Source organism: Bacteroidota bacterium, assembly GCA_016711505.1.
Taxonomy (GTDB): domain Bacteria; phylum Bacteroidota; class Bacteroidia; order AKYH767-A; family 2013-40CM-41-45; genus JADKIH01.
Genome location: JADJSV010000003.1, coordinates 126,857 through 143,981, shown reverse-complemented (window position 1 = coordinate 143,981; position 17,125 = coordinate 126,857). Strand labels below are relative to the sequence as shown.

The following is a 17,125-nucleotide window of genomic DNA, read 5'->3' as shown; positions in this document are numbered from 1 at the left end:
AAAATACCGCAAATAAGTTCCTTATTATACGGTTTTCAAAAAGCAGACTGAGGCTTTATCTTTGTTGTCATAAATCAAATTAAAAACAAAAAACAATGAGCGGAGTAAATAAAGTGATCCTTGTAGGACACGTGGGGAAAGACCCGGAAGTAAAATACCTTGAGGGTGGTGTAGCGTTAGCACGCTTTCCACTGGCGACATCAGATTCATACAAGAACAAAGAAGGTCAGAAGATCGAAACCACAGAATGGCACAATGTCGTTGTTTGGCGAGGCCTGGCTGAAATCGTTGAAAAGTATGTTCGTAAAGGCAAATTGATCTATATCGAAGGAAAGATCAAAACCCGTCAATATGGTGATGAGAACAATAAAAAGTACATTACTGAAATTGTTGCCGAAGAAATGACAATGTTAGGTGGACCGAGAACTGACAATCCGGAACCGGCTGCCAGTACGCAATCGACACCTGAAATGGCAGTAACGTCTGCACCGTCAGACGACCTTCCATTTTGATCAATTAAAATGTTAAAAACAGGCTCAAAGTTTTTTTTAGCTTTGTGCCTGTTTTTTATTTTAGCAACCTATAACAACACTCCTTGGACCCCGGTAGTTACCCTATATTAATCATTCAGATGCAGGATATTTTATCCATTCTGAACCCTGCATTTACATTATCAGCTCAATTTTTAGTAGAAGTTGTTGTTTTATTCGGCTTGCTTTTGATCTCGGGATTTATCTCCGGTGCAGAAACAGCTTTTTTTGCAATTACACCGGTTCAGCTTTTTGAGTTGAAAGAATCTCAGCGGTCACGCCATAAACTTGTATACAGTTTACTTGAACGGCCGAAACGTTTGCTTGCCACCCTACTGATCTCAATCAATTTTGTTAACATCGCTATTGTTGTCTTGTCATCAATACTGATTGAAGATATTTTTGATTTTAAGAATCATCAGACCGTTGGGTTTTTAATTCAGGTTGTAGCAGTAACCTTTGTGATCGTATTGTTCTGTGAAGTGATGCCTAAAGTTTATGCAACACAGAATCCATTGCGTTCTGCTTTAAAAAGTGTATTTCCAATTTATGCATTGAGCAAATTGCTTCGCCCATTCAGTTATCTTCTGATTGCCTCCACCTCTATAGTAGACCGTCGATTCGGACAAAAAGGATATGACATATCAGTCGATGAATTAACTCATGCAATAGATATTACCAGCGACAAGAGTACGCCGGAAGAAGAAAAAAAGATCCTGAAAGGAATAGCGAGATTTGGCAATATTGATGTCCGCCAGATCATGAAATCCAGAATGGATGTAATTGCTTTCAACAAAGACCTGAAATTCAGCGAACTTTTTCCATTGATTCTTGAGAACAGATATTCGCGTGTTCCTGTATATGAGAATTCTTTTGATACAGTTATCGGAGTGTTATGTATAAAAGATCTTCTGCCCTATCTTGATCTTCAGAACGACGATACATTTGAATGGCAGAAACAAATGCGTCCTGCTTATTTTGTTCCGGAGAGTAAAAAGATCAACGACTTGCTGCAGGAATTTCAGGAAAAGAAAATTCACCTTGCAATTGTGATAGATGAATACGGTGGAAGTTCAGGAATTGTGACATTGGAAGATGTACTTGAAGAAATTGTCGGTGAGATCAATGACGAATTCGATGATGATGAATTGACGTACAGTAAACTCGACGATCACAATTATGTGTTCGAAGGAAAGACCAACCTGAACGACATTTGCCGGATCATGGAGATCGATCACAAACTTCTGGAATTTGAAGAGAGTGAAATTGATTCTTTAGCGGGGCTTATACTTGAATTGATGGGAAGTATTCCACAGCGTAATCAGGTTGTAAAACTGAATGACATCCAATTCACAATTGAATCAGCAGATAAAAAAAGAATCAAACGTGTGAAAATAACTTTACCTGAGAAAAAAGTTGATGCGAACAATAGCAATGGTTTTACCGGCATGACTTCACTGAATATCTTGCTTGTATTTCTTTTATCGACCATTCTTGTATCATGTGAGCAGGAATACAATCCAAAGCCAAGAGGCTATTTCCGCATTGAAGTTCCCGAGAAGAAATATCAGATGTTTAAAGCAGATGATTGTTCCTTCTCTTTTGAAATTCCGACATATTCAATTGTCGTAAAAGACACACTGGCATCAGCAGAGCCATGCTGGTACAATGTAGAATGGCCGAAATACAAAGGCACTTTATATTTAAGTCATAAGTCAGTGAACAACGACCTTGCGCGCTACATAAACGACAGCCAGACGCTTTCTTTAAAGCACATCACAAAAGCATCCGGTATGCAGGAGCAGGAGATCAATGAACCCGAAAAGAAGGTTTATGGCTTCTACACTTTTGTAAAAGGAAATGCAGCCTCGGCAGTTCAGTTTTATCTGACCGACAGCAGTAAACATTTTATCAGGGGAGCTTTATATTTTTATGCTATACCGAATCCGGATTCGATTGCACCGGTACTGACATTTGTTGAAGAGGATGTTAAGCATCTGGTGTCGACGTTTGAGTGGAAATAACTTTAGTAAGAAAAGAATATTTTTTTATCACAATATTTTCCGGCGACGTTACTAAAAATTTAAATTTTGTTATCCCATTTTATTCTATTTGATATTTCATATCAATTTATTTCCTCTGAATATATGTTAATCCGTCATCATATGCGACCTCTTCGAGGTCGGGGTTGTGGGGGTTTGCCTTTTTCTACAAATATGCGACCCTTTCAGGGTCGGTAGTCTGGAAAATTATATTAGTTTCAAATTGCGTGGGATTTAAAATTTCAGTTGGCTATTCAACAATGACGCTTCATAATTATGTCAGGAATCTTCTTGGAAGATCTAAAATGCAATTTGAAGATTACCAGGGCCGAACCTTAATTTATTGGAATCGTGATTAGGAAAAATGTCAAATCTATCAAATACGTTGGGGTGTAGCCTGCAGACTACACCCCAACGTCAAAGGCCGGTACTGACATTTGTTGAAGAGGATGTGAAGCATCTGGTAGAGACATTTACATGGAAATAAAAAAAATATTTTGCACGGCCCTTAAGGGCCGTGCAAAATATTTTTTTTATTATGCAGCTTTTCTGAAATGAAACAACAAATAGATACTTGCGCTGAAAAGGAAGAATGCTCCGATCTGATGAACAGAAGCCATTACAATATTGGCCTGCGTAAGAACGGTAATCACTCCAAGTAAAAACTGAATTCCAATTGCTGCAATGAGAATGTGAATTCCTTTTTTCTGAAAATTGTTCAACTTTTCTTTTCCTGATTCTACATAAAACCATGCTACAAGAAAAAGTAGTGTGAATGCAAGAAATCTGTGAATGAACTGAACTGTTACAGGATTATCAAAAATGTTTAACCATGTTGGTTGCATTGCATTCATTCCTGTTGGAATAACCTGTCCGCTCATTAATGGAAATGTATTGTGAATTTTTCCGGCGTGGAGTCCGGCAACGAATGCGCCGTAGATTATCTGTATCGACAAAACAACAAAGACTAACTTGTTTAATGCTGAAAGTTTTTTGTTTGGGACTGTTTCTTTTTTCTCACTGTAAATAAGTTCCAAGCCATAGTAAAATGTAAAGGCAAATGTGATGAATGCAAACATCAGATGGATAGCAAGCCGGATATGGCTAACACTTGTTCGCTCTGCGAGCCCACTGCTTACCATGAACCATCCTAAAAATCCCTGAATCCCTCCCAGAAGAAAAAGGAAGAGCATTTTTTTAATTGTAACCGAATCAAATTTTTTCTTTACCAAAAACCAGAGGAAAGGAATGATAAAAACAATTCCGATCAATCTGCCTAACAGACGATGAATAAATTCCCACCAGAAAATTGTTTTGAAATCTGAGAGCTCGAAATGATAATTTATTTTTTGAAATTGCGGGATCTGCTGATATTTCTGGAAGGCGATATCCCATTCAGCATCATTGAGAGGCGGTATTGCACCCATGATCGGTTTCCATTCTGTAATTGATAGTCCGGAACCTGTTAAGCGGGTAATACCACCAATGACAACCATTCCGAAGATCAAAAAACAACCGGTAAAAAGCCAGATTGCAATTTGCTTATTATTCGATTTCATGAGTAGAAAACAAGGCAGCTTAGAATTAGTTTGGCAAAGTCAACGAAAAAGATCTTTGCCGAATTCATTAATCATATTTTTGTTTAACGAACCAACGATCGTTGATCGTAAAGCCAAAAGTAAACTTGAAATATTTTTCCTGAATCGGATTCACATTTGCATCACCACGTTGTCCGGCTTCGGCAGAAATATGTAAATGCGTTCCGGCTCTTCTGATCGGCAAGCCTAATCCAAGAGAAACACCCATATCTTTGATACTTTCAGAACCAACATTCAGATAAGTTTGTTCATAGTGGAATCCGGCGCGATAGGAAACAAAATTTCCGTAACCTCTCAATGCACGGTCGTTTGGAGTTAACTGAACACCGACTGCAACTTTCCATGTATCGACCAAAGAATCTTTTGCATCAAGGAATTTGAATTCACTCCACTGTTGAACTGAATAATCAACACCGAATAACCATTTACTGCCTTTCTTCAAAGTGAAACCAAAACCAACACTCATTGGCAATCTCACTTTATTCTGATCGCCGTAACTGTAGAATGCAGTATCCCGGATCAAGACCTGATTTGCAGAACTAACATCAAAATATCTGAAGGAAGAAACAGTACGTGTAGCTCTTGCTCTCAGATCAGCTGCAGGGCTTCCTGTAATTCCAAGCAATAGACTCCAATCACTTTTCTTTTTACGATTTACAACTTTACTACGGAGGTCGGTTGCCTGAGCAATTTCCTGATTGATAGAATTCTTTAAGTCGTAAGAAGTAGTTGAAGCAGCATCAGAAGAGATCATCTTACTCAGAGAATCTGTCAGTAACTGAATTTGGTTGTCATACATAACTATTGAATCTGCCTTTGCAAATTTCAAGCTATCCATTGCATATTGTAAGCCGAACTTAAAATGAAACCAACCAATTGAAGTGCTTGAATTATCAAGTGTGTTCATGTAGTAAGGTGAACGATATTCCACTGTACGATTCTGGTTGATCACACCAAACAGATATTCAATATCAAATCCTGCTGATAATTTCTTTCCGATTTTCTTACCGGTTCCCATATGGAAACTGTTTAGTCCACCGGAACCTTTATATGTTCTAATCTCTTCATCTCCAAAAGGAGTTGTATTATTTTCCTGAATTGAATAACCTACTTTAGAGAATGGTTTTAATCCGAATCCGATAGCCCAGTTATCAGGGATAACAGGAAATGCAAAATCAAAGTAAGCGAGAGAAATAGTATGTGTGTTTTGCTTAGCCGTAAGACTGCTGAGTTCGGTCTGAGTGTAGTTAACACCGCCATCAAAAGTTGTGTACCAGATCTTTGAATAAGCAGCAGGATTTCCCGGATTGATCATAAATGGTTGCGACATTCCGATCTCCAGTCCACCCATACCAAGATTCCTGGCAAAAGTAGTCCCTGTGATGTCACCAATTCCATAACGGGAATAAGGCGAGCTCGAGGCATTTTGTGCATTGCTACTGAAAGAAATTAAAAGAAGCAACGCGAAGAATAAAACGAGAGTTCTTTTATTTAGAGTGATTGTACTTGATAATTTCATTTAAACCAATGTTTACTAGATCGGAGGCGGCAAAGATGCTTAAATTAAGTTGTCCTGCAAAACGTTGAGCATCTCCACCGGTCAGAATGACTTTAAGCTGACCATATTCCCTTTTATAACGGCTGATAATTCCTTTGATTTCTTCAACCATGCCATTAAAAACTCCCGACTGAATTGCTGTAACGGTAGAATTGCCGATCAATTTTCCCGAATCGTTTATTTCTACAAGCGGCAGTTGATCTGTTAATTTATTCAAAGCTATAAACCTCATATTGAGGCCCGGACTGATTGAACCACCCAGATATTGTTTTTTAGAATTCACAAAATCATACTTGATACAAGTGCCTGAGTCTATAACGAGCACATTATCACCGGGAAAGAGAAAATTTCCGGCAATTGCATTAGCGAGACGGTCTTTACCGAGTGTTTTAGGAGTTGTGTATAAGTTTTTTAGTGGAATTTTAACAGTGGCTGAAAACTCTCTGACTTTGAATTTTTTCAGTTGATTTTTGAGCGCCGGTTTCAGAGAAACGACAGAAGAAATCATTGCAAATTCAATTTTATACGTCTTAAAAAGAAGTTGTAAATAGCGAGTGCTTAGCGACTTGCAAACATCTCTATACACAATAACATTGTCTTGAAAAATTATAATCTTACAGAATGAGTTCCCCAAGTCGATGGTTAGATTCATCACAATTAATTTGATGCAATGTAGGGAAAGAGTGAAAATAAGTGCGAATTACTAGAATTAAAGGGAAAACATTTTGGCAGTTTTAATTTTTTTCTACTTTTGCGCCACCTATTAAGGTGATGTAGCTCAGTTGGTAGAGCAAAGGACTGAAAATCCTTGTGTCGATGGTTCGATTCCATTCATCACCACTACTTTTAAATACAGATCATGAAAAACGTTGACAAAGGCATTAAGTTTGATCGTGTTCTTCTGATAGATGATAACGACATTGACAATTTTATCAATGAGCGTATGATCACGACCAACTCCTTTTCGAAGTTGGTCATCGTTAAAAACAGCGGCGAATCAGCATTACAATTTCTGAGAGACAACAGCGAGAATGCTGATGTATTACCGCAGGTAATATTTCTGGATCTCAACATGCCTGTAATGGATGGTTTTGCTTTTCTGGAAGAATACGAATCGCTTCCTGAATCTATCCGCACAAGCTGCAAAGTTATCGTACTTTCATCATCGATCAGTCCGGAAGACATCAACCGCGCTTCTACTAATCAGTATGTAGTGAAGTATGTGAATAAGCCTTTGAATGAAAAATATCTGGAGGCGATTAATTTTTAAGCTTAATTATCCCATAAATTAATGCCTTCCGAAATTTCAGGGGGCATTTTTTATTTGAAATCAGTTTACAATGCTTTTAAAATAACAGAATAAAAATTCCATCTATAAACATCGAATTCTTTTAAGAATATTATCGGGCTTTGATTGGAACATTTTATTAATACCATTATTTCTATATATTTATCCATATTATTTGAAATAAATTATGAAAACAAAACAATTTAAATTCTGGTTCACTCTGTTAATATTTTTAGGTAATCAAAATTTGTTTTCACAAACTTCTGATTGGTTATGGGCAAAATCCTTTGGAGGTATAAATAGTGAATTTTGCACCAGATTAAAGGGTGACAATAACGGAAATTTGTATATGATAGGAGTATCCCGAAGCGACTCTATTACTTTTGATACCATCACGTTAACTAACAATACTTCGAACCAAAGTTTTATTGTCAAATTCAATAGTCTTGGATCAACAGAATGGGTTAAAAAAATTCCTCCACAATGTTCAATTACTTCAATCGCATTAGATTTAAATGGGGATTTAATTGTTGTCGGAACATTTTACAATTATAATCCAACATTTGACACTATTACTTTAGTAAATCAAGGTGGTGGTGACATTTTCATAGCAAAATATAATTCCTCCGGAAATCTTTTATGGGCCAAAAGCGCCGGAACTTTTGACCATGAAGAAACAACTGAAATATCTGCTGATAATAATGGGAATATTTTTATTACCGGAAATTTTACCGGTCATTCATTTCCAATTGGTGGTTCAACATTGATCAATTCCGGAGCTGGTGGCACATGGGAATTTTTTGTTGCAATGTATGATATGAACGGAAATCCAATTTGGGCAACTGCCGCAGGTGGTTTAGCTGACGATCGAAGCAAGAGTATAAGTGTAAATAGCTTTGGAGAAGTTTATATAACAGGAAGTTTCAGAAGTCAATCAATAACCCTACAAGGCGAAACTCTAACGAACACATCATTAGAAAGTGATTTTTTTGTTGCTAAGTATTCCACATCAAATGGCAGTTTAGTTTGGGCGAAAGGCGCCCTAGGAAATGACATAGATGTAGGTTATAGTATAACAACGGATGCCATGGGAAATGCTATAATATGTGGTGAATATTATCAGGCGCCAATAACTTTTGGAAGCATTACATTACCATGTAATGGTGCTGCGGATGTTTTTCTTGTTAAATTCGACAGGTCAGGAAATGTTGTGTGGGCACGAGGTTTTGGAGGCACAAGTTCTGAGTTTCCAGGACATTTATTTAATGATCTAAATGGTAATATTTGGATTACTGGCGGCTTTTATAGCTCGAGTATCAATTTTGGAAATAATATTATCACAAATCCATTTCCTGGTTCTGAAAATGCCTATGTTTTAAAATTCAATTCAAGCAATGGAACAATAACTTGGGCAGATAATATTGGTGGAATTGATGATGATTATGGATCCAGTGCGTCTTCTGATATTTATGGAAACATTTTTGTTGCAGGTGATTTCAATAGTTACACAATTAATATTGATACTATAAATCTGTATAATGCAGGAATGGCAGCAACTAGTGATTTATTCCTGGCAAAATTATCAGCGACAATTGATATTAAAGAGGAAATAAATTCCGAAAATTCTTTTTCAATTTTTCCCAATCCAAATGACGGGAATATTATATTACAATATTCAAATGAAATGGTCGATGGATTGATTTGTATTTGGAACTTACTCGGTGAGAAAGTTTATTTTAAAAATTTAGACTCCTATGAAAATAGAATCAATTGCAAACTGAATAAAGGCATGTATTTAATTCAATTAATTAAAGGAAACCAAATTTTACAAGGAAAATGTTAATCGATTGACTTCATGAATAAGAATATTTTACTATTTCCCATTAAACGTTAATAAAAAAAATCAACACAAAAAAAAGGCCTGCATGTTGCAAGCCTTTTTTTATATTTAAGTAATACGAAAAATCAATCCTTAATCGGATTCGCCATCTTACGGATCATAGCATCATCCAATTTTACATACCATAACATACGGCCGGGACCTTGGTTTGCTTTCTGGAATGCATCATAGATCTCATTCAGCTTTTTAACTTTTTTACGGAACTCTTCGGGCTTGATAGCTGCTTTCAACATCTTGATGAAGATAGAAGCCGGTTCGTATAACGTTTCGTCTTCTGTGATCTGACGTTTTACCGATTGAAGCAATTGAGAGCAAAGTCCGTCTTCGCCCATGTAGCAATATTGCATTGCCTGGAATAACTTGTATTCAACATCGGTGAACGTGAATTTCTTCATCGACAATTCGTTTCTCAGATTGTTCAGGATACGCGCGGCACCCGAGAAATCTCCTTCGTAGAATTTACCTATTGCAAGGAATCTGCGGAAAGAAACGTGAGGATATGGTTCGTTGATGTTTGTATCGAAGTTAGCATCAAGTTCAGTGTTCTGATCGATCAGTTCCTGAACATTTCCATTGACAAGGAATCGTTCAACTTTAGAATGTAAAAACTGTGTAACATAAAAACTGAATACCGGTTTGAAAGCGATCTCAGGAGCGTTACCATTGATCTGACGGTAGTAATGATCTGCACGAACTGCATTTCCTGTTTTCTGATAGTATTCGAAATATAAATAGTCGACTAAGAATTTAATACTTTGATAGAAAGTGTCCATTTCATATTTATCAAAATTCTTTTTGATCTGCTGAAGAATGGTATCAACTTCTATTTCCAGTGATTTAAGGTTTTCTGATTTAGTAAAGACACACATGTAATAGATACGAACGATGTTGTACATTACAGATAAGCGGTGGCCCTGATATAATTCAGAGATGTTTGTCAATTCACGCAAAGATGCCTGAACTGCTTCACGGTCTCTTTCGTCTTTTGTTAAAAGATAATTTCCTGTACGTTTTACAAAATCATAAAATAAGTCTTCTGCTTTAACCACTGCCAGGCTGAAAGCGACGTGACGATTATATTCTTTTTCATAATAATCATAATCACCATTGAACATGCTTAGACGTGCAAGAGCTTTATATACTACGATCAATTCGTTTGACAGATCGTACTCTATTAATTGTTTCTCCAGATTTTTAAGTGCACGAATTGCAACTTCGCGGTCATTACCAAAAACCATTGCAGGCACCATCGATACTTTATCTTTAAGTGCACTGATTGGATTCTTAACATTTTGTGCAAGATATTGAGCGATACGTTCGTTCAGTCTTGACTTTAAAGTATAGTAAGTACTTGGATTAACCTGAAGAAGTTCCATCATCTGCGTTTCGTCGTAATTGTTCTTTCTTGCAGACTCCAATACTAAGTAAGGTTTATTGTTTTTCCGGCCGGCAACGGCAGAAAGCAATTCCTGATACTCAGCGTCATTTAATTTTTTGATGGTCTTGTTTAATGTTTCCATAATTATCGGGGCAGTTTATGATTGATTTTATGAAGGGTTTAACGGCGAGAAAATCTATTTAGATACATTTTGTTGTTTTTTCACAGTTTCTACTACATACATGATCTTTTTAAGCAATATTCTTTGTTTTTGCTTTAAAAACAGCTTTTACCTATTTAAAAATTCTTCGCTTTAACAAAAATATTTTTTGATAAAAAAGCATGAAATCTTACAGTTGTAAGAAGGCTATCAGATTCTAAAAACAAGAGGCACCTCTATTAGTATATATTGTCATAAGATCAAAAACCATTTATGATGAAAACAATTATCGCTAAAAGAGAAGATGCAGTTCAGCCAATTGGAGCAATTAAAGCAATTCGCAACAGAGCAGCTTCGCACAAATTATTCACTTATGCTTTAGAGCTGGTGATCCTTTATGTATTGGTATTTGCAGCAATGAGCACATTCGCGCAGGAACCGGCTAAAGCAACAAAACCAACAGGTAAACTTGAGTTCGTAAAAGAAAACATCGTTTTCAATTCGGGTAAGGTTTATATGAATTGGGTATCAAAACCATCTTCAGATGACTGTATCTATGTAATTGAGCGATCAATTGACGGAACAGAATATGAGCCGGTTGGTTTGAAAGAAGGTATCGGTTCTCCACTTGAATTGCTTTACAGCTGGGTAGATACTAAACCTGTTACAGGAATTACTCACTATCGTATCAAGCAGATCGACAACGAAGGTAAACTTGTTGCGCAAGCAGATCCAAAATCTGTTATGTCGCCTGAAACAAGCCCATTGTTTATTGACAAGTCAACAAGAATGGTTCAGGTTAAATAATTACCAGACCACTCATGCTTGTCGTTACGGTAAGACAATCATCCTTTATTGACTCTCAAAAAACCAATGAAAACCAAAACGCTGAATGATCTTAATTATATAAAAGCACCAGGACTGCTTCTTGCAGTCCTGATACTGTGCTTTAATATAGTTCAGGCTGCTCCTTCAGCATCTTTTACTTCTGATCAGCAAATAGGCTGTACCCCATTGAATGTACAATTTACAAGTACATCCACAGGTGCAGTTTCTTATTTCTGGGATATGGGTAACGGTAATACTTCTACCCTTGCTAATCCTGCAAACCTTTACACTTCACCGGGATCATACACGGTAAAGTTAATTGCTTTCGATGGCAGCGGAAATGCGGATTCAGTGGTAATGGTAAACTACATTACTGTAGTCGGAAAGCCTACTGCAGACTTCAGTTCGCCGGTATTAGCAACGTGTCTTGACGGAAATAACTTTTCATTCAATAACAGTTCCGTTGGCGCTTCCACTTATCTATGGGATTTTGGTGATGGAACGACGTCAACTTTACCGAATCCACAACATTCTTACACTTTGCAGGGAAGTTTCACTATTACATTAATAGCGACAAATGCCTTCGGATGTCAGGATGTGAAGATCAGAAATACTTATATTACTATTTATCCGAAACCAAGTCCCACGATCACATCAACCGTTACAGCGAGTTGTGATCCGGCAACGGTTTTCCAGTTTTCAAATAGTGCTACCAGTGCTACATCATGGCTGTGGTCTTTTGGTGACGGACAAACTTCCAGTCAGCAAAATCCAACGCATACATATGGTGGTCCCGGAAATTACAATGTGTCGGTTATCGTTACAAACTCATTTGGATGTAAAGACACCACTGACAGTCCAACAGCAATTAGTGTTGGATTAAACAACTGGGCAAATTTTACTTCAAATATTGACAGTGGTTGTGCACCCTTAGCAGTTCAGTTTACTAATACGAATGCCAATGTAGCATCAAGTTACTGGGATTTTGGGGATGGTACGACATCTATTCTAACCAATCCTTCGCATACATATGCAATAGGCGGAACATATTCAGTATTTCTTATTGTAACAACCAATTCAGGTTGTGCAGATACAGTATTCAAATCAAACTACATTACTGCAGGTGTAAAACCTTCGGTAAGTTTTTCTTATGTAAATACAGTAGGATGTTCACCACTTACTGTTCAATTCACAAATACATCTACAAATTACGTTTCATGTCTATGGACATTTGGTGATGGTACAACAAGTACTTCCACAAATCCAAGTCATACGTACACTAACAACGGAACATTTAGCGTCGTGCTGAAATGCTGGGGACCTACCGGTTGCACCAGAAGCATGATCTATCATGATATAATTACAGTAACATCATCAGAGGCAATTTTCAATGCAAGTCCGCGAGTAGGTTGTCCGCCTCTTACAACAACATTTAATTCTTTATCGCCTGTAAGCGGATTAACCTATCACTGGGATTTTGGTGATGGAACAACATCTACACAAGCTAATCCAACGCACACATATACCACTGCAGGAAATTTTGATGTTTCACTTGTGATCATCGATGCATTGGGTTGTGTTGATACTCTTATCAAGACAAATTATATTCAGACTGCAAATCCTGCAGCGAATTACATTCCGCCACCAACAACTGTTGGTTGTGGTCCATTAACAACACAATTTACGGATGCTACAGTTGGCGCAAATAGCTGGCTTTGGGATTTTGGAGATGGTACAACCTCAACGTTACAAAACCCCGTTCACTCCTATTCTATTCCCGGATTTTATACAGTATCATTAACAACGACATCTGCTGCCGGCGGTTGTTCGCAACAAATAAACAACTTCAGTTCATTCGAAGTTCAGGGTGGGTATGCAGGTTTTACTCATACTGCAAGTACATGTCCACCTTATATTGCAAACTTTCAGGACACTTCATTAAATGCTGTATCGTGGCTCTGGGATTTTGGTGACGGCACAACATCAACATTACAACACCCTGACCATACTTTTGGAATTGGCGGATATCATAGCGTATCACTCACAATTACAACAGCAGATGGTTGTTCATATACTACAATGCAAAGTAACAGTGTTTACTTTCAGCCTTTCGGAGCAAACTTCTATGGCGTTCCATTAGATACGATCTTCCCTAATCCGGTACAGTTTTATGCAAACTCATTGGGAGCAACTTCCTGGGTATGGGATTTTGGAGATGGCGGAACATCAACTTTACAGAATCCATTGCACGTTTATCAGAACCCAGGAACGTATAATGTCACTCTTACAATTTCGAACGGTGTATGTACATTATTTTATGATCCACCACCATTTGATTTTGGAACACCGGACATTACTCCAATAGATGGAGGAAATCCGGGTCTTCCTGTAGTGCAGAGTGGTTGTGCGCCGTTGAATGTTCAATTCACAAATATGATTCCGGGCGCAATTTCGTGGGACTGGGACTTCGGTGATGGAACAGGTTCAACACAACAGTTCCCTTCTCATATGTATTCAGTTCCGGGAATTTATAATGTGTCTGTTACAGTTCAGGATACAATAGGTATAGTTCAGACGATCACAATGGATAGTATAGTCCGTGTGTCCGGACCTGAAGCAGGATTTTCTATTTTACAAAACACATCCTGTACCGGAAGTCAAATCACATTAATTGACACATCAAAAAATGCAGCAACATGGTTCTGGCAACTTGGTGATGGAACAACATCTACCGTTCAAAATCCGGTTCACTCCTATTCTACTACAACACCAAATTATATTATCACACAAACAGTGACGGATACAAGTGGATGTAGCAGTAGTATCAGCAGAAGTATTTATTCTAATTTTATAAGTCCATTGCTTGCAAGCGAAACAGAGATCTGTGGATTGGATACAGTTCATTTCTTTACAAGTTTGCAAAACTATGCGGCATACCTTTGGGACTTTGGAGATAGTACTACCAGTACACTGCCCACACCATCGCATGTTTATACGGAAGAAGGAGTTTTTAATGTAACATTAACTGTAACAGACAATGCAGGTTGCGAACAGGTTTTCAATGTTAATCCCGGCATAACGGTAAATTTACCGATTGCAGATTTTACAACAACAACGAATCGAAACGGTTGTAATGAAATTAATATTCAATATGTAAACAATTCGCAGAATGCACAGATGTATCTCTGGGATTTTGGTGATGGAAATATTTCTTCACTGGAAGAACCAATGCACACATATTCTGATGCAGGAGTTTATGATGTTAGCCTGACCGTTTATAGCGGATCATGTGTCAGCAGAAAATTTGAAGCTCAATATGTACGTGTAGATACAGCACATGCAGATTTTGTATATACAACAAATCAGATCTGTTTTCCCAGTAATGCAGTCTTTACGGATTTAAGTGTGAACCCTGTCGAATGGCACTGGTACTTTGGAGATGGAGATACATCCACAATTCAGAATCCTACTCATACATATATTGACTATCCTGCGAGTTATCCTTATCTGGTGATGACAGATATTAATGGATGTACTGACACAGCTCTTTCAAATTCGTTCCCGGCTTTTAAAGCAGACTTTACAACATCAGCAGACTCAGGATGTTTTCCGATGAGTGTTCAATTCACAAACCGATCAACAGTAGTTGCGACAAGTTTCTATTGGGATTTCGGTGACGGAACTACAAGTACCGACCCTTCGCCATTGCATTCATATGCAAATCCGGGTGTGTATGATGTACAACTTGTTGTATCATCTATCTACACAAATTGTAATGATACATTGAGAATGCCCGCTTTGATAAAAGTCCGGCAGCCGGTAGCAGGTTTCCTGAGTACTGACCCTACTTCTTGTGCACCTTCAGTAGTGAATTTCACAGATCTTTCAGTAGATGCAGATATGTATCTTTGGGATTTTGGTGACGGAACAACTTCTACAAACAGCAATCCATCACATATCTATAACACTCCCGGTAATTACACTGTATCGCTCATTGCACAAAGCAATTTAGGCTGCAGTGATACAATTACTCGACAGGAATATATTCAGGTATTGGGTCCGATAACAGATTTTACAACAACACCGTTAACAGGTTGTGCACCATTTGTTGTAGACTTCACTGACCACTCAACAAATGCAGCTTCATGGAACTGGAATTTCGGAGATGGAAATTCAGAGATCACAACTAATGCAAGTCATATCTTTCCTGACTCAGGAACATTTACTATTTCGCTTGTAACGTGGGATACTGCGGGTTGCAGTTCTTATTATCAGTTTCCTCAACCTGTAACCATTCATCCAAGTCCGATAGCAGCGATCAGTACATCATCTCTGACAGGCTGTGCTCCTTTTATAGGAACATTTATAAATCAGTCAACAGGATTTAACTCCAGCCTATGGATACTTGGTGACGGCACAACTTCAACACAAACCAATGTAGTTCATCAATATAATCAAGCAGGAACATTTGATGTAAGATTAATAGCAACAAATAATTTTGGATGCACGGATACAGCAACATTTCAACAACCAATTGAGGTTTTAGCTACTCCAAATGTCAACTTCACAGCATCTTCAAATACAGGATGCGCTCCATTCAATGTCAATTTCCTTAACAGCACATCGAACACAACAGGTGCGGGTTATTTCTGGGATTTCGGAAACGGGCAGACATCAACTCAAGCAAATCCATCTGCGATCTATACACAACCCGGCTACTATTCAGTTTCATTGTCGGTAACCAATTCAAATGGCTGTTCGCAGCAACAGAACTTTTCGGCATTAATTCATGTGCTGGATACAATTCCTCCAAATGAAACAAAGATCTACAGTGTATCAGTAGTCGATGATCACAGAGTCGAAATAATCTGGGAGAACAATCCTGCAATTGATCTTGCAGCTTATATTGTATATCGCAAGGATGATTACTCAGCAAACTATAATGCCATTTATACTGAGACCAATATTCAGAATACAAATTTTGAATTAACTTCCAGTTATATTGATTCAGGTTTAACAACACTAAGCAAATCCTACACTTACAAAGTTCAGGCTATTGATATTTGCGGATACACTATTCCATTGGATCAACTTACTGCACATACTACCGTAAACATTTCATCTCAAAGATCGGGAACAAATATAGCTGTAGACTGGACGGCTTATTCAGGTTGTCCTGTGAGTACGTATCAACTATACAGATCATCTCCTGGAGAACCATTCATGTATCTTGCAACGGTACCTGGAAATAAATTATCATACCTTGATTCAACATTCATTTGTCCTGTGCCGTACCGTTATAAAGTAATTGCAACAGACCTTTGCGGAACAAGTTATACATCATGGAGTGATACATCTCAGACCTATCCATTGAACACACTGGAGAATCAGATCGTAGACGTAGTCCGGTCAACTGTAGTCGACAATCAGACAGTCCTGACAGAATGGACACAACCATTGGTACATCCTGAGCAAGTTGCTCAATTCGATATTTATCGTTCGACAGACAATACTAATTTCAGATATCTGACATCAGTTCCATCTGTGCAAACTGATTTTATGGATTACAATGTTGATGTACAAACAACAAACTATTACTATAAAATTTTAGTTATAAATACATGCAACATCGACGAAGATCTTAGTGGACATACATCAACGATCGTCTTAAAAGGAACCATGGACGAACTTCGACAAGTTCATTTAAACTGGACACCTTATAAAGGCTGGCCACAAGGTGTAGAATATTATATCCTTGAAAAGCTCGACGCGAATGGGCACTGGCAGATCCTGAAACAAGTGGATGGCGAGACGTTCAGGTATGACTATCAGGAATAGTTAAA

General features: G+C 37.8%; 10 protein-coding genes and 1 tRNA gene. 7 read left to right on the top strand and 4 right to left on the bottom strand.

From position 1 onward, the window contains the following. The first annotated feature begins 95 nt into the window (after positions 1–95). Positions 96–512, top strand: coding sequence for a single-stranded DNA-binding protein (gene ssb, locus IPL24_06510; GenBank protein MBK8363339.1), 417 nt, complete (start codon positions 96–98; stop codon positions 510–512). Between the two features lie 119 nt (positions 513–631). Then, complete coding sequence (gene gldD, locus IPL24_06505; protein MBK8363338.1) at positions 632–2,554, top strand: gliding motility lipoprotein GldD; 1,923 nt, start codon at positions 632–634, stop codon at positions 2,552–2,554. Between the two features lie 554 nt (positions 2,555–3,108). Here gldD and IPL24_06500 read toward each other — a convergent pair. From IPL24_06500 to IPL24_06490, 3 genes are all read right to left on the bottom strand, one after another. Continuing rightward, on the bottom strand, positions 3,109–4,131 hold the full coding sequence (locus IPL24_06500; protein MBK8363337.1) for a COX15/CtaA family protein: 1,023 nt from the start codon (positions 4,129–4,131) through the stop codon (positions 3,109–3,111). Positions 4,132–4,198: 67 nt separating this feature from the next. Beyond that, entirely contained in the window at positions 4,199–5,689 is a 1,491-nt protein-coding gene (locus IPL24_06495) for a hypothetical protein (GenBank protein ID MBK8363336.1), read from the bottom strand. After that, positions 5,658–6,380 carry a type III pantothenate kinase gene (locus tag IPL24_06490; GenBank protein MBK8363335.1) on the bottom strand — a complete coding sequence of 241 codons (723 nt, stop codon included), beginning with the start codon at positions 6,378–6,380 and terminating at the stop codon, positions 5,658–5,660. Before IPL24_06490 ends, IPL24_06495 begins: the two co-directional genes overlap by 32 nt. A 115-nt stretch (positions 6,381–6,495) precedes the next feature. On the opposite strand from IPL24_06490, the gene IPL24_06485 reads away from it, so the two are divergent. The 3 genes from IPL24_06485 to IPL24_06475 all read left to right on the top strand — a co-directional run bounded on the left by IPL24_06485 (position 6,496) and on the right by IPL24_06475 (position 8,859). Continuing rightward, positions 6,496–6,568, top strand: a tRNA-Phe gene (locus tag IPL24_06485). Positions 6,569–6,587: 19 nt separating this feature from the next. Next, positions 6,588–6,998, top strand: coding sequence for a response regulator (locus tag IPL24_06480; protein ID MBK8363334.1), 411 nt, complete (start codon positions 6,588–6,590; stop codon positions 6,996–6,998). Between the two features lie 205 nt (positions 6,999–7,203). Next, entirely contained in the window at positions 7,204–8,859 is a 1,656-nt protein-coding gene (locus IPL24_06475) for a T9SS type A sorting domain-containing protein (GenBank protein MBK8363333.1), read from the top strand. A 122-nt stretch (positions 8,860–8,981) separates the two neighbouring features. Here the strand turns inward: IPL24_06475 and IPL24_06470 are convergent, their stop codons facing one another. Further along, positions 8,982–10,436: a hypothetical protein gene (locus IPL24_06470; protein MBK8363332.1), complete on the bottom strand. Its 1,455-nt coding sequence runs from the start codon at positions 10,434–10,436 to the stop codon at positions 8,982–8,984. A gap of 294 nt (positions 10,437–10,730) precedes the next feature. Between IPL24_06470 and IPL24_06465 the strand changes: the two genes are divergently transcribed. Together IPL24_06465 and IPL24_06460 are read left to right on the top strand one after the other, a co-directional pair. Continuing rightward, a complete protein-coding gene (locus tag IPL24_06465) occupies positions 10,731–11,261 on the top strand; it encodes a hypothetical protein (GenBank protein MBK8363331.1) in 531 nt (176 codons plus the stop codon). Positions 11,262–11,327: 66 nt separating this feature from the next. After that, the gene (locus IPL24_06460) at positions 11,328–17,120 is read left to right on the top strand and encodes a PKD domain-containing protein (protein ID MBK8363330.1); all 5,793 of its coding nucleotides are present in this window, start codon (positions 11,328–11,330) and stop codon (positions 17,118–17,120) included. Positions 17,121–17,125 lie beyond the last annotated feature (5 nt).